At 64.6% G+C, this 25,117-nt stretch carries 21 protein-coding genes; 15 read left to right on the plus strand and 6 right to left on the minus strand.

The window, feature by feature from the left end; all coding sequences use genetic code 11:
- Positions 1 to 215: 215 nt before the first annotated feature.
- Together ACNFG0_RS20355 and ACNFG0_RS20360 are read right to left on the minus strand one after the other, a co-directional pair.
- Positions 216 to 854, minus strand: coding sequence for a peroxiredoxin (locus ACNFG0_RS20355; protein WP_084853658.1), 639 nt, complete (start codon positions 852 to 854; stop codon positions 216 to 218).
- Between the two features lie 299 nt (positions 855 to 1,153).
- A complete protein-coding gene (locus ACNFG0_RS20360; protein WP_196155507.1) occupies positions 1,154 to 2,470 on the minus strand; it encodes an OprD family porin in 1,317 nt (438 codons plus the stop codon).
- A 496-nt stretch (positions 2,471 to 2,966) separates the two neighbouring features.
- Here ACNFG0_RS20360 and tauA point away from each other — a divergent pair, with 496 nt between their 5' ends.
- From tauA to tauD, 4 genes are all read left to right on the plus strand, one after another.
- On the plus strand, positions 2,967 to 3,938 hold the full coding sequence (gene tauA / locus ACNFG0_RS20365) for a taurine ABC transporter substrate-binding protein (protein ID WP_416766161.1): 972 nt from the start codon (positions 2,967 to 2,969) through the stop codon (positions 3,936 to 3,938).
- A 141-nt stretch (positions 3,939 to 4,079) separates the two neighbouring features.
- The gene (gene tauB, locus ACNFG0_RS20370; protein ID WP_416766163.1) at positions 4,080 to 4,874 is read left to right on the plus strand and encodes a taurine ABC transporter ATP-binding subunit; all 795 of its coding nucleotides are present in this window, start codon (positions 4,080 to 4,082) and stop codon (positions 4,872 to 4,874) included.
- Positions 4,871 to 5,710, plus strand: coding sequence for a taurine ABC transporter permease TauC (gene tauC, locus ACNFG0_RS20375; RefSeq protein ID WP_416766164.1), 840 nt, complete (start codon positions 4,871 to 4,873; stop codon positions 5,708 to 5,710). Before tauB ends, tauC begins: the two co-directional genes overlap by 4 nt.
- 44 nt (positions 5,711 to 5,754) lie before the next feature.
- On the plus strand, positions 5,755 to 6,588 hold the full coding sequence (gene tauD / locus ACNFG0_RS20380) for a taurine dioxygenase (RefSeq protein ID WP_416766166.1): 834 nt from the start codon (positions 5,755 to 5,757) through the stop codon (positions 6,586 to 6,588).
- Positions 6,589 to 6,703: 115 nt separating this feature from the next.
- On the opposite strand, the gene betT is transcribed toward tauD, so the two are convergent.
- Both betT and epsC read right to left on the minus strand, forming a co-directional pair.
- Positions 6,704 to 8,665: a choline transporter BetT gene (gene betT / locus ACNFG0_RS20385; RefSeq protein WP_416766179.1), complete on the minus strand. Its 1,962-nt coding sequence runs from the start codon at positions 8,663 to 8,665 to the stop codon at positions 6,704 to 6,706.
- Between the two features lie 308 nt (positions 8,666 to 8,973).
- Complete coding sequence (gene epsC, locus ACNFG0_RS20390) at positions 8,974 to 9,906, minus strand: serine O-acetyltransferase EpsC (protein WP_196144202.1); 933 nt, start codon at positions 9,904 to 9,906, stop codon at positions 8,974 to 8,976.
- A gap of 298 nt (positions 9,907 to 10,204) precedes the next feature.
- Here epsC and tcyJ point away from each other — a divergent pair, with 298 nt between their 5' ends.
- From tcyJ to ACNFG0_RS20435, 9 genes are all read left to right on the plus strand, one after another.
- Positions 10,205 to 10,999, plus strand: coding sequence for a cystine ABC transporter substrate-binding protein (gene tcyJ / locus ACNFG0_RS20395; RefSeq protein ID WP_196155512.1), 795 nt, complete (start codon positions 10,205 to 10,207; stop codon positions 10,997 to 10,999).
- Positions 10,996 to 11,664 (plus strand): cystine ABC transporter permease, encoded by a 669-nt coding sequence (tcyL, locus tag ACNFG0_RS20400; protein ID WP_416766168.1) that lies wholly within the window; start codon positions 10,996 to 10,998, stop codon positions 11,662 to 11,664. The genes tcyJ and tcyL overlap by 4 nt, the downstream gene beginning before the upstream one ends.
- 2 nt (positions 11,665 to 11,666) lie before the next feature.
- A complete protein-coding gene (tcyN, locus tag ACNFG0_RS20405; protein WP_196144205.1) occupies positions 11,667 to 12,422 on the plus strand; it encodes an L-cystine ABC transporter ATP-binding protein TcyN in 756 nt (251 codons plus the stop codon).
- A gap of 249 nt (positions 12,423 to 12,671) precedes the next feature.
- Entirely contained in the window at positions 12,672 to 13,898 is a 1,227-nt protein-coding gene (locus ACNFG0_RS20410) for an SfnB family sulfur acquisition oxidoreductase (protein ID WP_416766169.1), read from the plus strand.
- 137 nt (positions 13,899 to 14,035) lie between these two features.
- Positions 14,036 to 15,235 carry an SfnB family sulfur acquisition oxidoreductase gene (locus ACNFG0_RS20415; RefSeq protein WP_196146802.1) on the plus strand — a complete coding sequence of 400 codons (1,200 nt, stop codon included), beginning with the start codon at positions 14,036 to 14,038 and terminating at the stop codon, positions 15,233 to 15,235.
- The gene (locus tag ACNFG0_RS20420) at positions 15,235 to 16,623 is read left to right on the plus strand and encodes an LLM class flavin-dependent oxidoreductase (RefSeq protein ID WP_416766170.1); all 1,389 of its coding nucleotides are present in this window, start codon (positions 15,235 to 15,237) and stop codon (positions 16,621 to 16,623) included. The genes ACNFG0_RS20415 and ACNFG0_RS20420 overlap by 1 nt, the downstream gene beginning before the upstream one ends.
- Positions 16,616 to 17,416, plus strand: a complete 801-nt coding sequence (locus ACNFG0_RS20425) for a MetQ/NlpA family ABC transporter substrate-binding protein (RefSeq protein WP_416766171.1) — start codon at positions 16,616 to 16,618, stop codon at positions 17,414 to 17,416. The genes ACNFG0_RS20420 and ACNFG0_RS20425 overlap by 8 nt, the downstream gene beginning before the upstream one ends.
- 1 nt (position 17,417) lies before the next feature.
- A complete protein-coding gene (locus ACNFG0_RS20430; RefSeq protein ID WP_416766173.1) occupies positions 17,418 to 18,524 on the plus strand; it encodes a methionine ABC transporter ATP-binding protein in 1,107 nt (368 codons plus the stop codon).
- Positions 18,514 to 19,158: a methionine ABC transporter permease gene (locus ACNFG0_RS20435; RefSeq protein ID WP_196146806.1), complete on the plus strand. Its 645-nt coding sequence runs from the start codon at positions 18,514 to 18,516 to the stop codon at positions 19,156 to 19,158. The genes ACNFG0_RS20430 and ACNFG0_RS20435 overlap by 11 nt, the downstream gene beginning before the upstream one ends.
- A gap of 114 nt (positions 19,159 to 19,272) precedes the next feature.
- On the opposite strand, the gene dibA is transcribed toward ACNFG0_RS20435, so the two are convergent.
- The gene (gene dibA / locus ACNFG0_RS20440) at positions 19,273 to 21,210 is read right to left on the minus strand and encodes a phosphodiesterase DibA (protein ID WP_416766175.1); all 1,938 of its coding nucleotides are present in this window, start codon (positions 21,208 to 21,210) and stop codon (positions 19,273 to 19,275) included.
- A gap of 150 nt (positions 21,211 to 21,360) precedes the next feature.
- Between dibA and desA the strand changes: the two genes are divergently transcribed.
- Positions 21,361 to 22,545 carry a delta-9 fatty acid desaturase DesA gene (gene desA, locus ACNFG0_RS20445; protein WP_196146808.1) on the plus strand — a complete coding sequence of 395 codons (1,185 nt, stop codon included), beginning with the start codon at positions 21,361 to 21,363 and terminating at the stop codon, positions 22,543 to 22,545.
- A gap of 99 nt (positions 22,546 to 22,644) precedes the next feature.
- On the plus strand, positions 22,645 to 23,676 hold the full coding sequence (locus ACNFG0_RS20450; protein WP_328305956.1) for a sensor domain-containing diguanylate cyclase: 1,032 nt from the start codon (positions 22,645 to 22,647) through the stop codon (positions 23,674 to 23,676).
- A gap of 99 nt (positions 23,677 to 23,775) precedes the next feature.
- Here the strand turns inward: ACNFG0_RS20450 and ACNFG0_RS20455 are convergent, their stop codons facing one another.
- The gene (locus ACNFG0_RS20455) at positions 23,776 to 24,984 is read right to left on the minus strand and encodes an HDOD domain-containing protein (RefSeq protein WP_196146809.1); all 1,209 of its coding nucleotides are present in this window, start codon (positions 24,982 to 24,984) and stop codon (positions 23,776 to 23,778) included.
- Positions 24,985 to 25,117 lie beyond the last annotated feature (133 nt).

Consider the following 25,117-nt stretch of genomic DNA (forward strand, 5'->3'; position numbering starts at 1 on the left):
TTCAGATTCGCAGTCGCCCGCGACACCCTTGCCTCTGGCTAACACTTCCCCTTGCCGGGTGTGTAGAGGACTTTCACCTCCAAGTCACCTGCTCGGCCACCACAGCCAAGCAGGTTGCGCTTGCGCGCAACGCGCCATGCCTGGCGCACCATAAAAAAGGGCCGTCGAAACGGCCCAAAATCCCTGCTATGGCAAGAGCATTGCAACGAAGGATCCTAACGATTCGGCTGCGGGGTCAGGCGCAGGTAGGGTTTGACTGCCCGGTACCCTTTGGGGAAGCGCTGCTTGATTTCGTCCTCGTCCTTGAGCGACGGCACGATCACCACCTCATCGCCATCCTGCCAGTTCGCTGGCGTGGCCACTTTGTGGTTGTCGGTCAATTGCAGCGAGTCGATCACCCGCAGGATTTCATTGAAGTTGCGCCCAGTGCTGGCCGGATAGGTGATGGTCAGGCGCACTTTCTTGTTCGGGTCGATGACGAACAGCGAGCGCACCGTCAGGGTGTCGCTGGCGTTGGGGTGGATCAGGTCGTACAGGTCGGAAACCTTGCGGTCTGCGTCGGCGAGGATCGGGAAGTTGACCACGGTGTTCTGGGTCTCGTTGATGTCGTCGATCCAGCGGGTGTGCGAGTCGACCGGGTCCACCGACAGGGCGATGGCCTTGACGCCGCGCTTGGCGAATTCGTCCTTGAGCTTGGCGGTCAGGCCCAGCTCGGTGGTGCATACCGGGGTGAAGTCGGCGGGGTGGGAGAACAGCACGCCCCAGCTATTGCCCAGCCATTCGTGGAAGCGGATCTTGCCGGCGCTGGAATCCTGTTCGAAATCGGGGGCGATGTCGCCGAGTTTCAGGCTCATGGGTGGGCTCCTGTGCTGTGTCTGGTCTATGGGTTCACTGTGCCTGCTCGCTCATAAAAACAAAAAGAATAAATAATGATTTATTTATAACCTATAGCCATATCAAATGACGGACGAAAAAAAACCTCGCGCTAGGCGTAATGCCCGATTGGGGCTGCTCTGCAGCCCATCGCGGGGCAAGCCCGCTCCTACAGGGGATGGCGTACACCGGCCTTGTAGGTGCGGGCTTGTCCCGCGATGAGGCGCGTAGCGGCCCCAGTCGGACATCACGCCCGAGGCGAGGCTTCTTCGACTACGGCTTACAGGAAGTTGTAAGTGTAGTTCACGATGAAGCGAGTTTGGTCCTGGTCGTTCGCCGACCCCGAACCGGTGCCACGGTAGACACCTTGGCGCAGGCTGAAGCCCAGGCCTTTGAGGGTGCCTTCCTGCAGCACGTAATCAATACGTGCGTCACGCTCCCATTCGCTGAAGGTGCCATGGCCGTTCGTGCTGCGACCATCTTCGCCACGCAGGTAGGCCACGGAAGCCTTCAGGCCCGGCACGCCCAGACGGGCGAAATCATAGGAGTACTGACCGAAGGTGGTGTTCTCACCCGCCTTGGCGAACTGGTTGATCATGCTGTCGGTGAACAGGTAGAAGCTCGAACCGCCCGCACCTTCATCGACCAGGCTGCCTTGGTTCAGCCATACGAAACCGCCATCGTCGCTGACCTGCTGATGACCGAGCATCAGAGAGTGGGCACCGAGGGTGTAGGTGAACATGGCCGACCAGGTCTTGTTATCAACCTCGCCAGGGTTCTTGGCGTAGCCGTTGTTGTTCTTGAACTCGTAGCCCGCTTCGCCGTTGCGGCCATCCTTGCTGCTGTCGAAGTAGCGCAGGTCGGTCTTGAACGACTGGTCGTCAGCGATCTGGAACACGTGTGTCGCGCCCAGGAAGTGTTGTTTATAGAAGTCTTCGAGGTTGGAGTAGTAGTACTGCAGGGTGAGGTCTTTGGTGACCTTCCAGTCAGCACCGGCGTAACGGAATTTATTGCTTTCCTGGGTAGCGCCCTGAACAGAGAGACCTGTACGGTTGCTCGAAGCACGGCCCATCGCATGGGTCAGCTGACCGGCGTTGATGGTCAGGTTGTCGATTTCCTTCGAGGTGATGGTGCCACCCTCGAAGGTCTGCGGCAGCAGACGACCATCGTTGGAGACCAGGATCGGCAGGTTCGGTGCCAGTGCGCTACCGAAGTGCGCCTCGGTCTTGGAGAAGCGGGCCTTGGCGTTGGCGCCAAAGCGAGCCCACTGGCTCGCGGAGCCATCGCCATCGTCAGGGAAGAAACCACCTTTGTGATAACCCTGGCCACCATCCAGGTGGATGCCCCACAGCGCTTGCGCATCGACACCAAAGCCCACGGTACCTTCGGTGAAGCCCGAAATGTAGTCGAGCTTGAAGCCTTGGCCAGATTCGCGCTGGTCCGGGCGAGGATCGCTATGGGCTTCACGGTTGTCGTTATTGAAGTACATGGTACGCGAGCTAAGGGACAGCTTGCTGTCCTCGACGAACCCTGCAGCACCTGCTTGTTGGGCGAGAACCCCCAGTGCCACGGCCAGAGCCAGGCTGGACTTGTACATGTTTTGCTCCTCTACGTTCTAATTTTTATGCGTCTCAGGTGGCAGGGTCTGTGCCCCGCTCACCAGGATTGGCCGATTTAGCACCAACCCACGACCGCCAAGTCAATCGTTACAAACCGTTTCGCGACTAAGGTCTAAGACGCCGTCTGCGCAAACAGGATAATGACAATCCTATAAATCCAAAATGACTGTTTTATGAATTTCTAAGACTTTTAGGGAATATCTTAGGAACCTTTACAGCCAAAAGTTGTATCGGCCATGCCTGGTCATTCCTTTAGGTTATGTGCAAACGTTTGCTTCCAAGCGCCTTCGACCCCCCGCAAAAATCGAAAAAGCCTAGCAGGTGGTCAGGATTTCGCCATCGCGCTCGCTCAGCGACACCTGGGCTCGCTTCATTTGGCTCCTAAGCTAATGCTTAAAAGTTATTTATTTTTGATTTCTTAGATCAATTAGCCTTCTTGTCATCGAGTCCATTTGCCTGACGAGGAGTTCATCCATGACCCCGCACACTCCGCTGCGCCTGTTCGCCGCCCTGACCCTCGCCGGCACCAGCTGGCTGGCCCAGGCCGCCGACCTGACTGTGGCCTACCAGACCACCGTCGACCCGGCCAAGGTCGCCCAGGTGGACGGCACCTACGAGAAGGCCAGCCAAGCCAGCATCGACTGGCGCAAATTCGATAACGGTGCCGATGTGATCACCGCCGTCGCCTCCGGCGATGTGCAGATCGGCTACCTGGGTTCCAGCCCCCTGGCCGCGGCCGCCACTCGCAAGCTGCCGGTGGAAACCTTCCTGATCGCCACGCAGATCGGCGCTGGCGAGGCGCTGGTGGCTCGCGACAGCATCAAGACTCCGCAAGACCTGGTCGGCAAGAAAGTCGCCGTGCCGTTCGTGTCCACCGGGCACTACAGCCTGCTGGCGGCGCTGAAGCAGTGGAACATCGACCCGGCCAAGGTGCAGATCCTCAACCTCGCGCCGCCAGCGATCATTGCTGCCTGGAAGCGTGGCGACATCGATGCCACCTACGTCTGGGACCCGGCCCTGGGTGTAGCCAAGGAAAGCGGCAAGGTGCTGATCACTTCCGGCGAGCTGGCCAGCAAGGGCGCGCCGACCTTCGACGCCTGGATCGTGCGCAAGGACTTCGCCGCCAAGCACCCGGACATCGTCAAGTCGTTCGCCAAGGTCACCCTCAACGCCTACGCCGACTACCGTAAGGACCCGAACGCCTGGCTGGCCAACCCGGACAACGTCAGCAAGCTGGCCAAGCTGTCGGGTGCCAAGCCTGCGGATATTCCGGTACTGCTGCAGGGCAACGTGTACCCGCTGGCGGCCGATCAGGCCAGCGCCTTGGGCGCGCCGACCACCCAGGCGCTGACCGACACGGCCACCTTCCTCAAGCAGCAGGGCAAGGTCGAGGCGGTGCTGCCGGATTACTCGCCATACGTCAGCGCGCAATACCTACCCAACTGAACAAGGGGACCGCTGCACACCCCATCGCGGGACAAGCCCGCTCCTACAAAGATCACCGCAAAACCTGTGGGAGCGGGCTTGCCCCGCGATTGGGGCGCGCAGCGGCCCTGATCAACAGCACTCTTCACGACGGAGCCTGCCATGGCCTTGCTCGAACTGGAGCGCATCAGCGCACAGTATCCCGGCACCGATGCCCCGGTGCTGGCCGACATCAATCTGAGCCTCGGGCCGCGCCAGTTGCTGGTGGCCCTGGGCCCTTCCGGCAGCGGCAAGACCTCGCTGCTCAACCTGATCGCCGGCTTCGTCGCCCCCAGCGCAGGCCGCATCACCCTTGACGGCAAGCCGGTCGAAGGCCCCGGCGCTGAGCGCGGCGTGGTGTTCCAGGACGATGCCCTGCTGCCCTGGCAGGACGTGCTGGGCAATGTCGCCTTTGGCCTGGAGCTGGCCGGCGTGCCCCGCGCCCAGCGTGAAGCCAAGGCCCGCGAACTGCTGGCGGTGGTCGACCTGGCGGGTTTCGGCGACCGTCGCATCTGGCAACTGTCCGGCGGCCAGAAACAACGCGTAGGCCTGGCCCGGGCGCTGGCGGCAGACCCACGGGTGCTGCTGATGGACGAACCCTTCGGCGCCCTCGACGCCTTCACCCGCGAGCAGATGCAGGAGTTGCTGCTGCAGGTCTGGCAGCGCACCGCCAAGCCGGTGTTCCTGATCACCCACGACATTGAGGAAGCCGTGTTCCTGGCCAGCGAACTGGTATTGCTGGCCCCCAACCCAGGGCGAGTGGTCGAGCGCCTGCAACTGGATTTCGGCCAGCGCTATGCCGCCGGCGAATCGGCCCGGGCGATCAAGTCCGACCCAGGTTTCATCGAAACCCGCGAGCACGTACTGGCGCGGGTGTTTTCCCAACGCGAAGCCGCCCGCCGGCAGGAGACCGCATGAGCAGCCTGGACCTGCCGGTCAGCGACAAGCCTGTCGCCCGGCCACACGTCACCCCGAAGGCACGCCGCCCACTGCCCACCCGCTGGATCAGCGCCCTGACCCTCGCCACCCTGTTGCTGGCCTGGTGGCTGGTGACCTCGGCCGGCTGGATCGAGCCGCTGTTCCTGCCCTCGCCCGCCGATATCCTGGCCAAGGCCTGGGCCCTGCTCACCCAGGGCTACATGGACGCCAGCCTCTGGCAGCACTTGGGGGCCAGCCTCGGGCGCATCGGCCTGGCGTTGGCTGCAGCTATCCTCAGCGCCATTCCGATCGGCATCGCCATCGGCCACAACCGTGTGGCCCGGGGCATCCTCGACCCGCTGATCGAGTTCTACCGACCGATCCCGCCGCTGGCCTACCTGCCGCTGATCGTGATCTGGTGCGGCATCGGCGAGCTGTCGAAGGTGCTGCTGATCTACCTGGCCATCTTCGCCCCGATCGCCATCGCCACCGCCACCGGTGTGCGCACGGTCGATCCGGCCAAGCTGCGCGCTGCGCAGTCCCTGGGGGCAACCCGGGCCCAGCTGGTTCGCCACGTGATCTTGCCCAGCGCGCTGCCCGACATCCTGACCGGTATCCGCATCGGCCTGGGGGTCGGTTGGTCGACCCTGGTGGCCGCCGAACTGATCGCCGCCACCAGCGGCCTGGGCTTCATGGTGCAGTCAGCCGCACAGTTTCTAGTCACCGACGTCGTGGTGCTGGGCATCCTGCTGATAGCGCTGATCGCCTTCGCCCTGGAGATGGGCCTGCGCGCCCTGCAACGCAAGCTGGTGCCCTGGCATGGGCAGAGTCACTGACCACGCCGGCAGCCCGGCGCCTTGAATTCAAGAACGAGACCGACATGAGCCTGACCATCACTCCCCTGAGCCCTGCGCTCGGCGCCCAGATCAGCGGCGTGGACCTGAGCCGCGACATCACCTTCGAGCAACGCGACGCCATCGAGCAGGCGCTGCTCAGGCACCAGGTGCTGTTCTTGCGCGACCAACCGATCACACCTGCGCAGCAGGCCAGGTTCGCGGCGCAGTTCGGCGACCTGCACATCCACCCTATCTACCCCAACGTGCCGGAAACGCCCCAGGTATTGATCCTGGACACGGCGGTCACCGATGTGCGCGACAACGCCGTGTGGCACACCGACGTGACCTTCCTGCCAACGCCGGCCCTGGGCGCGGTGCTCAGCGCCAAGCAACTGCCGGCCTTCGGTGGCGATACCCTGTGGGCCAGCGGCATCGCGGCCTTCGAGGCGCTGTCGGCGCCGCTGCGGGACATGCTCGACGGCCTCACCGCGACCCATGACTTCACCAAGTCCTTCCCGCTGGAGCGCTTCGGCACCACGCCGCAGGACCTGGCGCGCTGGGAAGAGACCCGACGCAACAACCCGCCGCTGTCGCACCCAGTGGTGCGTACCCACCCGGTCAGCGGGCGCAAGGCATTGTTCGTCAATGAGGGTTTCACGACGCGAATCAACGAACTGAACGAGCTGGAAAGCGAGGCGTTGCTCAAGCTGCTGTTCGCCCACGCGACGCGGCCTGAGTTCAGCATCCGCTGGAGATGGCAGGAGAACGACGTAGCGTTCTGGGACAACCGGGTGACCCAGCATTTCGCAGTGGATGACTACCGGCCGAACCGGCGGGTGATGCATCGGGCGACCATCCTGGGAGATGCGCCGTTCTGAAGATTAGCACGCGAGGCCTTCGGCCTCGAATCGCCGGCAAGCCGGCTCCCACCTGATCTGCGCTGCTCTTAGGAACACCGATGTACCTGTGGGAGCCGGCTTGCCGGCGATTGAACTAGCGGACCAGATGCAGGAACTGCATGTGCCGCTCGTACTGGTCGAGGATGTCGTTGATGATCTGCTCCTTGCTGTAGCCCACCAGGTCGTAGTTCTGGCTACCCTCGGACAGATGCACCTCGGCACGGTAGTAACGGCGGTTCTTCAACTCCTGGGTACCCAGCCCGCCCAAGGCGAACGAGGGGGTGAAGTAGCCGCGCATCTGCACTTGGTAGATGAACGGCTGTTCCTCGCCCAGGCCGATCTTCAGGCTGACGTTGTCATGGCTGGGGTCGTCCTGGGTGATCACGTTCACGCCCTTTTGCATGAACACCTCGCTCACCTCGCCGATGGCCGGGCGGATCACATCGTCCATGAAACGGTACACCTCGTCGCGCGACGGGAAGTGCACCGCCTGGCTCAGGCGTTGGCGCCAGCCACCGCGGCCGGGGCGTGACACGGCGAACGGCGCCAGGGAATGCATCTGCGCGATCTGCCGCTGGGATTCCAGGTAGAACGCCTTGTGCAGCCCCCACATCATGCACAACAGGATCAGCGAGAACGGCAGCGAGGTCAGCACCACCGCCGATTTGAGCGAGTCGATGCTACCGGCGAACAACAGGCCGATGGTCACCAGCGCGGTCATCGCACCCCAGAAGATGCGCAGCCAGTTCGGGCCGTCCTCGTCGGCCTCGCCCCCCTTGGCCGACAGGGTCGAGAGCACGACGGTGCCGGAGTCGGCGGAGGTGACGAAGAACACGAAGCTGATGAACACCGTCACCGCGATCACCGTCTTGCTCCACGGGTAGGTTTCCAGCAGCAGGTACAAGCTCATCGCTGGGTTTTCCAGGGCCGATGTTCCGAGGGCGGTCAGGCCGTGGTCGAGCACCTGGGTCATGGCGCTGTTGCCGAAGATCGACATCCACGCCAGGGTGAAGCCCAGCGGAATGAGCAGCACGCCGAAGACGAACTCACGGATGGTACGGCCACGGGAGATTCGCGCGATGAACAGGCCAACGAACGGCGCCCAAGCGATCCACCAGGCCCAGTAGAACACGGTCCAGCCGCCCAGCCAGTCGCGGTTCTCGCCGTAGGCATACACATCGAAGGTCTTGCGCGGCAAGGCACCGAGGTAATCGCCCAGGTTCTGGATCAGGGTGTTGAACAGGTGCTGGGTAGGGCCTGCGAACAATACGAACAAGAGCAGCGCACAGGCCAGGAACAGGTTGATGTCGCTCATCACCCGCACGCCCTTCTCCACCCCGGCGACCGCCACGGCCACCGCAGCGCCCATCATCAGGGTGATCAGGATCACCTGCACCCACTGGCTGTGGCTGATGCCGAACAGGTAATCCAGGCCCGCATTCAGGTGCAGTACGCCAAAGCCCATGTCGGCGCCCAGGCCGAACACCGTGGCGATGATGCCGAAGCCGTCCACCGCGTAGCCGATCGGGCCGTTGATGCGCTTGCCGATCAGTGGATACAGGGCCGAACGCAGCGCCAGCGGCAGGTTGTGCCGGTAGGCGAAGTAGGCCAGGGCCATGCCGACGAAGGCGAACACGCCCCAGCCATGCAGGCCCCAGTGCAGGAACAGCAGCTCCATCGCCTGGCGCCCGGCTTCCACCGTGCCGCCTTCGCCCTGGGGCGGCTGCATCATGTGGGTCAACGGTTCGGAGACGCAGAAGAAGAACAGGGTGATGCTGATGCCGGCGGCGAACAGCATGCCGGCCCAGGACAGGTAGCTGAACTCGGGCTCGTCGTGGTCGGCACCGAGCTTGATCTTGCCGTAGCCGGACAAGGCGGTGACCACCACGAAGACCAGGTACAGGGTCATGGCCAGCATGTAGTACCAGCCCACGGTATTGGCCGCCCAGTTCTGCGCCGCGAGCAGCCACTCGCCTGCCGCGGTGGGGTTGGCGATGACCACCAGGCCGAAGATGAGAATGAAGCTTGCCGCGAAATAGAACACCGGGGGGTTCATGCGGATCTTGCCATTGGCAAGGGATGGAGTCGGTGCACTCATGAGGCGTGCACCTCGTGAAGCGGTGAAAGGTTCGGATTGAACGGGTTCAGCAAAGGGGATCCTCCTGTTGAACACCGGCAATGGACCAGCGTTTTACTTTGAACAAGCGTTCAAGTTAAACATGGATCGGCGTTCAATGCGACCTTGCCCGACCGTTGAACCTCCAGGCGCATTCGCGGGGCAAGCCCGCTCCCACAGCGGTGCGTTGTTCTCTGTGGGGCTTGTCCTGCGATTGCGCCGGCACAGCCAACCCGTGAGGCCCAGGCTTACTTTTGCCCCTCGCACTCCAGTTGCAGATTAGCCTGGGTGATGTTGCTCTCGGCCGGCACACTGCGGGTCAGCCAGACATTGCCGCCGATGGTCGAACCCTTGCCGATGGTGATGCGGCCCAGGATGGTCGCGCCGGCATAGATCACCACATCGTCCTCGACGATCGGGTGGCGCGGCTCGCCCTTGTGCAGCATGCCGGTCTCGTCCGCCGGGAAGCGCTTGGCGCCCAGGGTCACCGCCTGGTAGATGCGCACCCGCTCGCCAATGATCGCCGTCTCGCCGATCACGACGCCCGTGCCATGGTCGATGAAGAAGCTCGGGCCGATCTGCGCGCCAGGGTGGATATCGATGCCGGTGGCCGAATGGGCCAGCTCCGAACTGATCCGCGCCAGCAGTGGCAGGCCAGCCCGATACAGGTGGTGGGCCAGGCGGTGGTGGATGATGGCCAGGATGCCGGGGTAGCACAGCAGCACCTCGTCGACGCTGCGCGCCGCCGGGTCGCCCTGGTAGGCTGCCAGCACGTCGGTGTCGAGCAGCACACGCATTGCCGGCAAGGCGGCGGCGAAGCCTTGGATCAGACTCAGGGCATGGGCGTCGACATCCTTCACCTCGGCCTTGCCCTGGCGCGCGGCATAGCGCAGTTCCAGGCGAGCCTGGGCCAATAGCGCCGTCAGCGCGGCGTCCAGCGTGTGGCCGACATAGAAATCCTCGCTCTCTTCACGCAGGTCCACCGGCCCCAAGCGCATGGGAAACAACGCCCCGCACAACTGTTCGAGGATATGCCGCATGGCCTCGCGCGACGGTAGCTCGCGCCCGCCCTGCGCGCCGCAGCTGCGGCCGTTGCGGGTTCGCCATTGTTCGCGGGCACTGCGCAAGTCACTGACGATACCCTGCAGCTGCCAACGGCCTGTGGATGGATGTTCGCTCACGGTGTTCTCCTGGCTCGGCGGCTTGTTGGAAAAGCCTCTTTGGGGAATGACGCCGCCGGTGCGATCCACTCTACGGCAAATCCGTCTCTTGGAAAAAACAACGCTTTATTCCATCCTGCGCTAAGTCGGGTATAAGCAGACGACGAACTTGGCATTCCTGGCCTACCCTCAAGGCTGCCGAACCCTCGACAAAACACAAAAAAGAAATATCAAAATAAGTTTTTATTATTTCCAGGCCTAACAAGCCCACCCCTATAGTCGCCACCCACTACTTCCACAACAAGCGCGGGGCCCAGCCATGACCAGATTCACCAAGCCACTTCTCAACGCCAGCCTTGCCCTTCTGCTGGGCACCGGCCTGTTCAGCCAGGCCTTCGCCGGCGAGCAGCTGAAGACCATCCAGGAAAAAGGCAGCATCAGCATCGGCCTGGAAGGCACCTACCCGCCGTTCAGCTTCGTCGACGAAGACGGCAAGCTCGCCGGCTTCGAAGTGGAGCTTTCCGAGCTGCTGGCCAAGGAACTGGGCGTCAAGGCCAAGATCCAGCCGACCAAATGGGATGGCATCCTCGCGGCACTCGAGTCCAAGCGCCTGGACGTGGTGGTCAACCAGGTGACCATCTCCGATGAGCGCAAGAAGAAGTACGACTTCTCCGAGCCCTACACCATTTCCGGCATCCAGGCCCTGGTCCTGAAGAAGAAGGCCGAGCAGCTGAACATCAAGACCGCGCAGGACCTGGCCGGCAAGAAAGTGGGCGTGGGCCTGGGCACCAACTACGAGCAGTGGGTGAAGAAAGACGTCCCGCAAGCGGACGTGCGCACCTACGAAGACGACCCGAGCAAGTTCGCCGACCTGCGCAACGGCCGCATCGATGCCATCCTGATCGACCGCCTGGCCGCCCTGGAGTACGCCCAGAAAGCCAAGGACACCCAACTGGCCGGCGAAGCCTTCTCGCGCCTGGAATCGGGCGTGGCCCTGCGCAAGGGCGAGCCTGAGCTGCTCGAGGCGATCAACAAGGCGCTGGACAAGCTCAAGGCCGATGGCTCCCTGGCCAAGCTGTCCGAGAAATACTTCGGTGCCGATGTCACCAAATGATCGCTGAAAGCCTGCAACTCGTCATCGACTCCACGCCCTTCCTGTTGAAGGGCGCTGGCTACACGGTGCTGCTCAGTGTCGGCGGCATGTTCTTCGGGCTGGTCCTGGGCTTTGCCCTGGCCTTGATGCGCCTGTCGAAGATCCTGCCGCTGGACTGGCTGGCCCGGATCTACGTGTCGTTCTTCCGCGGCACGCCGCTGCTGGTGCAGCTGTTCGTGATCTATTTCGGGATGCCGCAGATCGGTATCGAGCTCGACCCGATACCGGCCTCGCTGATCGGCCTGTCGCTGAACATGGCGGCGTACATCTGCGAAATCCTGCGCGCGGCGATCTCCTCGATCGATCGCGGCCAGTGGGAGGCCGCCGCCAGCATCGGCATGACCCGCACCCAAGCCATGCGCCGGGCGATCCTGCCCCAGGCCATGCGCACCGCCTTGCCGCCGTTGGGCAACAGCTTCATCTCGCTGGTCAAGGACACCGCCCTGGCGGCGACCATCCAGGTGCCGGAGCTGTTCCGCCAGGCCCAACTGATCACCGCGCGGACCTTCGAGGTCTTCACCATGTACCTGGCCGTCGCCGTGATCTACTGGGTGCTGTGCAGCATCCTTGCGCACTTCCAGAACCGCATGGAAGCGCGGGTCAACCAGCACGACCAGGAGCACTGAAGATGATCGCAGTACAAGGCCTGACCAAGCAGTTCAAGGGCCACACCGTGCTCGACGGCATCGACCTGACCGTCCAGCCCGGCGAGGTGGTGGCCATCATCGGCCCCAGCGGTTCGGGCAAGACCACCTTCCTGCGCTGCCTCAACCTGTTGGAGACGCCCGACGCCGGGCGCATCCAGATCGGTGACATCAGCATCGACGCCAACCGCCCGCTGGGCAGCCAGCAAGGGTCGATCCGCCGTTTGCGCCAGCAGGCCGGGTTCGTGTTCCAGAACTTCAACCTGTTCCCCCATCGCTCGGCGTTGGAGAACGTCATCGAAGGGCCGGTGATCGTCAAGAAGACGCCTCGCGACAAGGCCCTCGAACTGGGCCGACGCCTGCTGGCCAAGGTGGGCCTGGCCGGCAAGGAAGATGCCTACCCACGGCGCCTGTCCGGCGGGCAGCAGCAACGGGTGGCTATCGCCCGGGCCCTGGCCATGGAGCCGGAGGTAATCCTCTTCGACGAACCGACCTCGGCACTCGACCCCGAGCTGGTCGGCGAGGTGCTGGAGACCATCCGCGGCCTTGCCGAGGAGAAGCGCACCATGATCATCGTCACCCACGAGATGAGCTTCGCCCGGGACGTGGCCAACCGGGTGATCTTCTTCGACAAGGGGGTGATCGTGGAGCAGGGCGAGGCCAAGGCCCTGTTCGCCAACCCCAAGGAAGAGCGTACCCGGCAGTTCCTGCGCAAGTTCCTGGGTACAGCGGCAGGCTGAAACTTCAACGCTCCACTGACTGATGCAATCGCCGGCAAGCCGGCTCCCACAAGGGCTGCGCCGACCCCTGTAGGAGCCGGCTTGCCGGCGATTGCGCAATACTTGGCCAACCAAGACCCTACCTTCTATACATAGTCCAAAAAGTTAGTTCATAAAGTTTTTATAAGCGCATACGGTATATAGACCGGACCACCGGACCAGCAAATGTCTGTCGCCATCGGCGACGTTTTCAACTTTGTGAGGTATGGAATGGTCAGGTCCACCAGCGATCTCGACAGCTCGCCCCTGTTGCTGCCGGCCACGGTGTTGCAAAACGACGCCCAGGCCCTGCAAGCGGCCCGCGAATTGGCAAATACCGCCCGCCAGCAGGCCGCGCGCCGTGACCAGCAGCGCAAGCTGCCATGGACGGAAATCGAACAGTTCACCCGCAGCGGCCTGGGCAGCATCAGCATCCCCAAGGCCCATGGCGGCCCCGAAGTCTCCTTCGAAACCATCGCCGAAGTGTTCCGCCTGATCAGCGCCGCCGACCCGGCCCTGGGGCAGATCCCGCAGAACCATTTCGGCATCATCCAACTGCTGCGCCTGACCGCCACCGAGGCCCAGCAGGCGGCGCTCTTTCGCTCCGTGCTCGATGGCTGGCGCATCGGCAACGCCGGGCCGGAGCGCGGCACCAAGGACACCTTGACGCTCAAGGCGCGGATTACCCGTGACGGCGATCGCTATCGCATCAGCGGTGAGAAGTTCTACTCCACCGGCGCCCTGTTCGCCCATTGGGTGGCGGTCAAGGCCCTGGACGACGAAGGCCGCCAGCGCCTGGCGTTCGTGCGCCGGGGTAGCCCGGGCTTGCGGATCGTCGACGACTGGTCCGGCTTCGGCCAGCGCACCACGGCCAGCGGCACCGTACTGCTCGACCAGGTGCCGGTCGAAGCCGACCTGGTGATCGACAGCTGGCGCCTGCGCGAGGTGCCCAGCACCCAGGGCGCCGCCTCGCAACTGATCCAGGCGGCCATCGACGCCGGCATCGCCGAAGCGGCCATCGAGGATGCGATCGGCTTCGTGCGGGAAAAATCCCGCCCTTGGATCGAGGCCAAGGTCGAGCGCGCCAGCGACGACCCCTACGTGATCGCCGACATCGGCCGCCTGAAGCTCGAACTGCATGCGGCCCAGGCCCTGCTGCGCAAGGCGGCCCGCGTGCTCGACGAGACCAATGCAGGCCCGATCGACGACGAAGCCGCTGCACGCGCCTCGATCGCCGTGGCCGAGACCAAGGTGCTGACCACCGAGATTGCCTTGCAGGCGAGCGAGAAGCTCTTCGAACTGGCCGGCAGCCGCGCCACGCTCGCCGAGTTCAACCTCGACCGGCACTGGCGCAACGCCCGCGTGCACACCCTGCACGACCCGGTGCGCTGGAAATACCACGCCGTCGGCGCCTGGCACCTCAACGGCACACGCCCTGCGCGGCATTCCTGGATTTGATTGGAGAGCCTGGGGGCTGCTGCGCAGCCCTTTCGCGGCACAAGGCCGCTCCTACAGGGGTACGCGCTCTCCTGTAGGACCGGGCTTGCCCGCGAAAGGGGCGCGAAGCGGCCCCGGCGCTCCCACTGGAGAAACACATGAACGCACTGACCACGCCCAAACCGGCGCTCATCACCTCCGACGCCCAGGCCCTGGCGGTCGCCGAGGACCTCGCCCAGCACCTTCGCCGCGACAGCGCCCTGCGCGACCGCGAACGTCGCCTGCCCCACGCCGAACTCGACCTGTTCACCCGCTCCGGCCTGTGGGCCATCAGCGTTCCCAAGGCCTTCGGCGGTGCAGGCGTGTCCAACGTCACCCTGGCCAAGGTCGTGGCCCGCATCGCCCAGGCTGACGCCGCCCTGGGGCAGATCCCGCAGAACCACTTCTATGCCCTGGAAGTGCTTCGGGTGAACGGCACCCCACAACAGCAACAGCGCCTCTATGCCGAGGTGCTGGCTGGCCGGCGCTTCGGCAATGCCCTGGCCGAACTGGGCACCCGCACCGCCCACGACCGCACCACCCGCCTGACCCGCGAGGGCGACGGCCTGCGCATCGATGGCCGCAAGTTCTATGCGACCGGCGCGCTGTACGCCCAGCGCATCCCCACCTCGGTGGTGGATGCCGACGGCGTGCAACACTTGGTGTTCGTGCCCGCCGACAGCCCCGGCCTCAAGGTGATCGATGACTGGAGCGGGTTCGGCCAGCGCACCACCGGCAGTGGCTCGGTGGTGTTCGACAACGTGCCCGTGCGCAGCGAAGACGTCGTGCCCTTCCAGAGCGCCTTCGAGCGCCCCACCCCGGTCGGCCCCCTGGCGCAGATCCTCCATGCCGCCATCGACACCGGCATCGCCCGCGCCGCGCTCGACGACGCCCTGCACTTCGTGCGCACGCGCAGCCGCCCGTGGGTCGATTCCGGCCTCGACAAGGCCAGCGACGACCCGTTGACGCTCAAGAGCTTCGGCCACCTCGCCATCCGTCTGCACGCGGCCGAGGCGCTGCTGGAGCGCGCCGGCGAATACCTCGACCGGGCCCGCGACGACAGCAACGCCGACAACGTCGCCGCCGCCTCCATCGCCGTGGCCGAGGCCCGGGCGATCAGCACGGAGATTTCCCTCGCCGCCGCCAGCACGCTCTTCGAGCTGGCCGGCAGCCAGGCCACGCTGGCCGAGCACAACCTCGACCGCCACTGGCGCAACGCCCGGGTACATACCCTGCACGACCCGGTGCGCTGGAAGTACCACGCCATCGGCAACTACTACCTCAACGGGGAAAACCCGCCACGCCGGGGGACCATCTGATGGCCAGGCAGATCCTGCTCAATGCCTTCAACATGAACTGCGTCGGGCATATCAACCACGGCCTGTGGACCCACCCACGGGACACCTCGACCCAATACAAAACCCTGGCCTACTGGACCGACCTTGCACGCCTGCTCGAACGCGGGCTGTTCGACGGCCTGTTCATCGCCGACATCGTCGGCACCTACGATGTCTACGGGCAGTCCGTTGACGTGCCCTTGAAAGAATCCATCCAGCTGCCGGTCAACGACCCGTTGCTGCTGGTCTCGGCCATGGCTGCCACCACCGAGCACCTGGGCTTCGGCCTCACCGCCAACCTCACCTACGAGGCGCCCTACCTGTTCGCCCGGCGCCTCTCCACGCTCGATCACCTGAGCGGCGGCCGGGTCGGCTGGAACATCGTCACCGGTTACCTGGACAGCGCCGCCCGGGCCATGGGCCTGGAGCGACAACCCGAGCACGATCGGCGCTATGACCAGGCCGACGAATACCTGCAGGTGCTGTACAAGCTGCTCGAAGGTAGCTGGGATGACGACGCGGTCGTCGTCGACCGCGAGCGCCGGGTCTATGCCCGGCCCGACAAGGTGCACAAAATCCGTCACCACGGCGAGTTCTACAAGGTCGAGGGCTACCACCTGTGCGAACCCTCGCCCCAGCGTACCCCAGTGCTGTTCCAGGCCGGCAGCTCGCCCCGTGGCCTGGCCTTCGCCGGCCACCACGCCGAATGCGTGTTCATCGGCGGCCAGAGCCAGGAAGCCACCCGCGCTCAGGTCGACAAGGTGCGCGCCGCGGCCCGGGCCGCCGGCCGCGACCCTCAGGCGATCAAGGTCTTCCTGGGCATCACGGTGATCGTCGCACCTACCGAGGCACAGGCCCGCGCCAAGCATGCCGAGTACCTGCGCCATGCCAGCGCCGAAGCGGGTGTGGCGCATTTCGCCAGCTCCACCGGCATCGATTTTGCCGCGTATGGGCTCGACGAGCCGATCGGCTTCGCCAAGGGCAACGCCATCCAGTCCGCCACCCGCCAGTTGCAGGACAGCGCCTGGACCCGTCGCCGTCTGCTGCAGCAACACGCCCTGGGCGGGCGCTACGTGACCCTGGTCGGCGCACCTGAGCAGGTCGCTGAGCAATTGATCGAGTGGATCGACCAGACCGGCCTGGACGGCTTCAACCTGACCCGCACCGTCACCCCGGAAAGCTACGAGGATTTCATCGACCTGGTGGTACCCGAGCTGCAACGCCGTGGCCGCTACAAGACCGCCTACGCACCAGGCACCCTGCGCCAGAAGCTGTTCCAGGCAAACCACCCCTACCTGCCCGCCGGCCACCCTGGCGCCAGCTACCGCAACCCCACCAACGCCCCGACTGGAGCCCTGCACCATGCTTGAGAAACTGTTCCGGCCCGTCGCGGCCGCCGTCCTGTCCGTAGGTATCGCCGCCGGCGCTCTGGCCGCCGAACCCCTGAAGATCGGCACCACCGCCGCTTTCGCCATCCCGCTGGAAACGGCCGTGGAGGAGGCGCACAAGCAAGGTCTGGAGGTGAAGCTGATCGAGTTCAGCGACTGGATCGCGCCCAATGTCAGCCTGCAGAGCGGCGATATCGACGTGAACTACTTCCAGCACATTCCCTTCCTGGAGAACGCCAAGGCCGCCGCCGGCTTCGACCTGGTGCCCTACGCCCCGGGCATCATCAACAATGTCGGGTTGTACTCGAAGCAGTACAAGCACTTCAGCGAACTGCCCGAGGGCGCCAGCGTGGCCATCGCCAACGACCCGATCAACAGCGGGCGCGGGCTGCAGCTGCTGGCCAAGGCCGGGTTGATCACGCTCAAGCCGGGTGTGGGCTACAAGGCCACCGAGGACGACATCGTCGCCAACCCGAAGAAACTGAAGATCCTCCAAGTGGAGGCGGTGCAGCTGGTGCGTGCCTATGACGACGCCGACCTGGTCCAGGGCTACCCGGCATATATCCGCTTGGCCAACAGCTTCGACGCCACCTCGGCGCTGCTGTTCGACGGCCTGGAGAACAAGGAGTACGTGATCCAGTTCGTCATTCGCCCGCAGAGCAAGGATGACCCGCGCCTGGCGAAGTTCGTCGATATCTACCAGCATTCGCCCGCCGTGCGTGCGGCCCTGGACAAGGCCCACGGCAGCCTCTACCAGGCCGGCTGGGAGGGTTGAGATGAGCAGCGCCAACGCCCTCGGGGCACCCCTTCCGAACCTACCGCCGGCCCTGGCCCGCCAGCACACCCTGCGCCCGGAGGTCAACGAAGCCCATGTGCGCTTCATCGGCCTGGGCAAGACCTACCCCGGCCAGGAGCAGCCCGCACTGCACGGCATCGACCTGAACATCCGCCGCGGCGAAATCTTCGGCATCATCGGCCGCAGCGGTGCCGGCAAATCGTCCTTGCTGCGCACCATCAACCGCCTGGAGCGGCCGAGCCAGGGTCGGGTGCTGATCGACCAGGTGGACATCGCCGCGTTCGATGAACAGCGCCTGGTCGCCCTGCGCCGACGTATCGGCATGATCTTCCAGCATTTCAACCTGATGTCGGCCAAGACGGTGTGGCAGAACATCGAGCTGCCGCTGAAGGTGGCCGGTGTGCCCCAGGCCGAGCGCCACCGCAAGGTGCGCGAGTTGCTGGAATTGGTGGGCCTGGCGCACAAGCACTCCGTATACCCAGCGCAGCTGTCCGGCGGGCAGAAGCAGCGTGTCGGCATCGCCCGCGCGCTGGTGCACGACCCCGAGATCCTGCTGTGCGACGAAGCCACCTCGGCCCTGGACCCGGAAACAACCGCCTCGATCCTCGAGCTGCTGCGCGATATCAACCAGCGCCTGGGCCTGACCGTGGTGCTGATCACCCATGAAATGGCCGTGATCCGCGATATCTGCCACCGAGTCGTGGTGCTCGAGCGCGGCGAGCTCGTCGAGCAGGGCGAGGTCTGGCGGGTGTTCGGCACACCTCGGCACGAAGTGACCCGGACCCTGCTGGCACCCTTGCAAGCCAGGCTGCCGGCCGCACTACAGGCCAGCCTGCGTGCAGAGCCTGGGAAAGGAGCTGCCGTGGTGCTGCGCCTGAGCCTGCTGGGCGAGCCGGCACTGTCGGACCTGCTCAGCGACCTGGGCGGGCGGGTGCGCCTGCTTCAAGGCGGCATAGAGACCATCGGCGCCCATGCCCTGGGGCAGTTGATCCTGTCGGTGCAGGGCTCGCCCCATGAGGTATCGCACTTGCTCGAACGTGCCCGCAATTGGGCCGAGGACGCGGAGGTACTGGGCTATGTGGTTTGATCGCCTGCTCGAAGGCTTGCTCGACACGCTCCTGATGGTGGGCGTGTCATCACTGGTGGCGCTGCTGGTGGGTGTCCCGATGGCGGTGTTCCTGGTGACCAGCGACAAGGGCGGCATCTTCGAGGCCCCCTTGCTGAACCGCACCCTGGGCGCCATCGTCAACCTGTTCCGCTCGATTCCGTTCCTGATCCTGATGGTCGCGCTGATCCCCTTCACCCGCCTGGTGGTCGGCACCACCTACGGTGTCTGGGCCGCGGTTGTACCACTGACCATCGCCGCCACGCCGTTCTTCGCCCGTATCGCCGAGGTGAGCCTGCGCGAGGTCGACCACGGTTTGGTGGAGGCCGCCCAAGCCATGGGCTGCCGGCGCTGGCACATCGTCTGGCATGTGCTGCTGCCTGAGGCGCTGCCGGGTATCGTCGGTGGCTTCACCATCACCCTGGTGACGCTGATCAACTCCTCGGCCATGGCCGGCGCGATCGGTGCTGGCGGGCTGGGCGACATCGCCTACCGGTATGGATACCAGCGGTTCGACAGCCAGATCATGCTGACCGTGATCGCCATGCTGGTGGCGTTGGTGGCGGTGATCCAGCTGGGCGGGGACCGGCTGGCCAAGGGGTTGAACAAGCGGTAGGTTTTTTGCAGCCAGTGTGGGAGCGGGTTTACCCGCGAATGCCGCGTTCATCTGTTGGATGATGCAGGCCTCCTGTGGGAGCGGGCTTGTCCCGCGATTAGGCCTGGCCCAATATCACCGTCGCCTGGCAAGGGCTTCGCCCTTGATCGCAGGACAAGCCCGCTCCCACAACACCCCCGCCGGCACCGGCCGCCCGAACCAGTACCCCTGCCCCACATCGCACTGCTGTTCCAACAGGAACCGTGCCTGTTCGGCCTGCTCGATCCCTTCGGCATGCACCTGCATGCCCATGCTTCGGGCCAGGGCGATGATCACCCGGACGATGGCGATATCGTCCTCGTCGTCGGGCAGCCCGGCGACGAAGCCCTGGTCGATCTTGAGCTTCTGCACCGGTAGGCGCTTGAGCCGCAACAGCGACGAGTAGCCGGTACCGAAGTCATCGATGGCCAGGTTCAGCCCCAGCTCGCGCAACCGGTGCAGCTGCTCCAGGGCCACCTCCGGGTCCTCCATCACCGCACTCTCGGTCACTTCCAGCTCCAGCAGCGCAGGGTCCAGGCCTGTGTCATGCAGCACCTGCGCCACCTGCCGGTACAGCTCGCGCTGGCCAAACAGCCGGGCGGATATGTTCACCGCGACGAAACGCAACAGACGCCCTTCACGCTGCCACTGCGCCATTTGCTTGCACGACTGGTGCAGCACCCAGGTATCGATCTCGGCGATCAGGCCGGTACGTTCGGCGATGGGAATGAACTCTCCCGGCGACACTAATCCACGGGTGGGGTGCTCCCAGCGCACCAGCGCCTCGACGCCAACCATCTGACCGCTGAACAGGTCGTGCACCGGCTGGTAGAACACCCGCAGCTCCTGATGCTCCAGGGCCCTGCGCAGCTCGCCGGCAGTCTCGACCCGATGCTGGGCATGGGCAGTCAGTTCCTCGGTGTACAACGCATAGCAGGCGCGGCCGTTGTGCTTGGCCTTGCCCAGCGCCGCGTCGGCGTTACGCAGCAGTTGCGCGGCGCTTTGGGCATCGCTGGGGAACAGGCTGATGCCGATGCTGATGCCAATGAACAGGTGTTGGTCGTCGAAGATGAACGGCTCGCGCATGCGCTCCAACAGGGTCTGCGCCAGGGTCGCCGCGTGGGCCACCTGCTCGCAGCCCTCGACCAGCACGCCGAACTCGTCACCGCCCAGCCGCGCCAGGGTCACGCCGCTGCCCACGGCCTCGCGCAAGCGCTCGCCCACCAGCTTGAGCAACTGATCGCCCACGGTATGGCCAAGGCCTTCGTTGATGCTCTGGAAATGGTCGAGGTCGAGCAGCAGCAACGCACAGCCACGTTTCTGGGCCTGGGCGCTGGCCAGCGCTTGCGCGGCACGGTCGCTGAACAGCAGGCGGTTGGGCAGGCCGGTCAGCGGGTCGTGGTGCGCCAGGTAGGCCAGTTCCTGTTCAGAATGCTTGATCGCGCTGATGTCGCTGAACACCGCCACGTAGTGGCTCAGGGCTCCGCTGTCGTCGCGGATCGCACAGATGGTCTGCCATTGCGGGTAGATTTCACCGCTCTTGCGCCGGTTCCAGATCTCCCCGCTCCACTCGCCCTTTTCCGCCAGCGCGGCATAGATCTGTTGGTAGAAATCGGGGCCATGGCGGCCCGACTTGAACTTGCTCGGGCGCTGGCCGATGACTTCGTCCCGGCTGTGGCCGGTGATGCGCATGAAGGCACGGTTGACGTGCACGATCAGGCCACTGCTGTCTGTCACCAGCACGCCTTCGAGGGTGCTGTCGAACACCGCCGCGGCCATGCGCAGGCGTTCGCGGTCCTCGCTGCGCAGGCGTGCACCGATGCCGATGAACGTGAGCAAGCGGGCCCGCGAGATGAAGATCAAAGCGGCGCTGACCAGCACCCACATGAACACGTTGGCCTTGCGCCCGGCCGCCAACTGCTGCGGGTCCAGGAACGAGCCCTGCAACACGTACTCGGACGCCACCAGCCAGAGCATCGAGAACACCAGGTACAACGCAGCCATGCGCAAGGCGTCGCGAACGGAAACAGACATGTCGGGTGGGTAAGCCCATGAAAAATAATGGGGCATTATAAAGGCTGAAACATGCCGTGACTTGCTAGCGGAAAGGTCGACTGGTTTTATTTCGCCACCCAGGGATAATGCCAGCGCTGTTTCCCTGTTTTTTCGAGGGTTTCTACACCTATGTGGTACTACGGTCTACTCGACTTGTCGGCCTGGCAACTGGTCGGCGTCACCCTGCTGATGACCCATGTGACGATCATCAGCGTCACGATTTACCTGCATCGCTATTCCGCCCACCGTGCCCTGGAGCTCAACGCCGGGCTCAAGCACTTCTTCCGCTTCTGGCTGTGGCTGACCACGGCGCAGAACACCCGTGAGTGGACGGCCGTACACCGCAAGCACCACGCCAAGTGCGAAACCCCCGACGACCCGCACAGCCCCGTGCACAAGGGCCTGGGCACCGTGCTGCGCAAGGGCGCCGAGCTGTACCGCGAGGAGGCACGCAACCCCGAGACCCTGCGCATCTACGGCAAGAACTGCCCGGACGACTGGATCGAGCGCAACCTTTACTCGCGCTACAAGCTCGGTGGTATCGCGCTGATGGCGGTCATCGACCTGCTGCTGTTCGGCACCATCGGCATCACCATCTGGGCGATCCAGATGATGTGGATTCCGTTCTGGGCCGCCGGCGTGGTCAACGGCCTGGGGCACGCGCTGGGCTACCGCAACTTCGAATGCCGCGACGCCGCCACCAACCTGGTGCCCTGGGGCATCGTGATCGGTGGCGAGGAGTTGCACAACAACCACCACACCTACCCCAACTCGGCCAAGCTCTCGGTCAAGCGCTGGGAGTTCGACATGGGCTGGATGTGGATTCGCCTGCTGTGCCTGCTACGCCTGGCCAAGGTGCAGCGCGTGGCGCCCATCGCCCACCGGGTCGCAGGCAAGGCGCACCTGGACATGGACACCGCCATGGCGATCCTCAACAACCGTTTCCAGATCATGGCCCAGTACCGCAAGCTGGTCATCGCGCCCCTGGTCAAGCAGGAGCTGGCGCGGGTCGACACGTCGGTGCGCCATCGTCTGCGCCATGCCAAACGCCTGCTGTCGCGTGAAACCAGCCTGCTGCAAGACCGTCATCACGTACGCATCGAATCCATGCTCGCCCACAGCCAGGCACTCAAGACCATCTACGAGAAACGCCTGGCCCTGCAACAGATCTGGGCCCGTACCAGCGCCAACGGCCACGACATGCTGGCCGCCATGAAAGACTGGGTGCACGAGGCCGAGGCGAGCGGCATCCAGGCCCTGCGCGACTTCGCCGGCCAGCTCAAGACCTACTCCCTGCGCCCTACCGGGGCCTGATCGCCGTTGATCGGCACGCCCTGCCCAAGGGCGTGCCGGCCGGAACTTCGCCGCCTGTTCCCGACTCAAACCCGGCATATCGCCCGCGTGGCGGGCCGGATCGTGGCCGCACGCTTCAATGCCGAGAACCGCTCCGTGCTCATGGCCAAAGACCTCACACCGACCTTGCCCGGCACTGCGCCGCCGGAAGCCGCCCAGACCTTGCTCGCCCTGCTCCATGCCCAGGGTGAAGTCGCCCGCCTCAGCGAACGCGAGCAGCTCTACAGCTCGCTGCTCGACAGCGTCAACGCCGTGCTCTGGGCCTTCGACTGGGAAACCCACCAGGTGCTCTACGTCAGCCCCGCCTACGAGCGCATCTTCGGCCGACCCGCCAGCCTGGTACTGGCCGACTACAACGAGTGGCGCGACAGCATCTACCCTGACGACCTCGAATACGCCGAGCACAGCCTGGCGCAGGTGCTGCTCCATGGCGCGGTGGAAAACCGTGAGTACCGCATCATCAATGCAGCCGGCGAGATACGCTGGCTGAGCGACAAGTGCTACGTCAACCAGCAGCGCGAGACGGACCAGCGGGTGATCATCGTCGGCATCGCCGAGGACATCACCGAAAAGAAGCAGCTCGAAGGCGAGCTGCAACGCCTGGCCACCACCGATGTGCTGACCCAGAGCAGCAACCGCCGGCACTTCTTCGAGTGCGCCTGCCAGGCGTTGGAAACCGCCCGTGAGGAAGGCACGCCCTTGGCCTTCCTGTTGTTGGATATCGACGATTTCAAGCGTATCAATGACAGCTATGGCCACCAGGAAGGCGACCAGGTGCTGCAGCGCATCGCCGACAGCGGCCGCGCCGTGCTACGCCGGGGGGATTTGTTCGGACGCATCGGTGGCGAGGAGTTCGCCGCCGTGTTTCCTGGTTGCAGTGCCGAAATCGCCGAACAGATCGCCGGTCGCTTGCAACGGGAAATCCAGCGCCAGCGTTTCAGCCATGGGGCGCAAACCTATGGCGTTACGGTCAGCCAGGGCGTGACCGGGCTGACCGATGAAGACGACAGCATCGACACCCTGTTCGCCCGCGCCGATGCGGCCATGTACCAGGCCAAGCGCCAGGGCAAGAACCAAATCGTTCGGGTGTAGGCCAGTGCCGGCCTAATGACAAGTCGCGTCGCCGTCCCGCCGCTCCCACAAGGGCCTGCAAATTCCGCGGTTGGAGCGGTACTGGTATACCCCTGAGATTCAGCCTTCGACCTTGCGCAGCCGGCTCAACTCCGCCACCCCCAGCTTGAGCAACCGGGCTGTCTTGTTGCCGGCCACTTTCTCCAGCCCCTGCCCGGCCGGCAACCGCGACAACTGCCCGGCCAGGTTCATGGCCAGGATCTCCCGCGAATACACCCCGCCGCCCAGCTGGTAGATCGCCGCGATCAGCTCGCGCAGCCCCAACGGCAAGCGCCAGCGCGTGCGCAGCGCCGAACCGAAGGCGGCGCCGTATTCATCGAGCGCTCGTTGCACCTGGTCTTCATCCAGCTCGCCACCGGCCAGGCGCCACTCCTGCAGGCAGCGCAGCACGGCCAGGTCGCCCAGGCAATGCAGCAGCCCCGCGCAGTAGCACCGCTCCTCTTCCAGCTCCAGCAGGCGCGCCAGGCTGCGCGCATATTCGGCGGTGTGCAGCGAGAGGTCCCAGTAACGGGCCGCAGAGTCGGCCAGCAGCGGGTCGCTCAGGCGTGCGCTGCGCTTGAGGGTCAAGCCCAGGATCAGGTTCATGCTCTGGGTACTGCCCAGCTTGCCCAGCGCCTGCAGCAGCGTCTGCACCGGCACTTCGCTGTGCAGGGCGGCGCTGTTGGCGGCGGCAATCAGCACGGCGGTGATCTGCGGGTCGTTGCGCAGCTCCTGTTCGAGCAGCTTGAGGTCCAGCCCCTGAGGATCGAGCGCACGCTTGATCGCCACCTGCACATCGGCGAACAACGGGCCACCATCGGCACTGGCCCTGCGTTGTTCCAGGTAGGCCGGCAACGTGATCCCCGGCGGTAATGGCGCCACCGGGCAGGCGATCTTTTCGCCGACCTCCAGCAGTTTCTCCAGGCGTTGGCGCAGGTTGTCCAGGTCCAGGGGTTTGCTCAGGTAGGCCGTGGGGTGCAACGGCAGCACTTCGTGCACGCTGGCGCTGTCGTTGCGCTCGCTCATGAGGATGAACGGCAGCGCGGGTTTGTGCCCCTTGGCGCGCACGTTGCGCAACAGGTCGAGGCCATCGACGCCAGCCAGCTCACGGGCAGCGATGATCAGGTCAGGCTTGCTCGCCAGCGCGGCCAGGGCCTCGGGGCCGTTGGCACAGACTTGCAAGCGTGCATCGCAACGCACGCTGAGCAGCATCTCGCGAAGCATGTCGCGCACCCAGGGGTCGCCTTCGGCAATCAGGACACAAGGCGGGGTGGGGTTTGCAGCGCTCATCGGCGACTCCTGGCAATCCTCTATAATGCGATCTATCGCAGCATCCAAGCACATCCATGGCACAACGATAGCGCTCCGCTCTGGCGTTGGGCATAAAAAAACCCGCCGAAGCGGGTTTTTTTCTGACGCTGGT

Source organism: Pseudomonas sp. NY15372 (assembly GCF_048068215.1).
GTDB classification, from domain to species: Bacteria; Pseudomonadota; Gammaproteobacteria; order Pseudomonadales; family Pseudomonadaceae; genus Aquipseudomonas; species Aquipseudomonas guariconensis_A.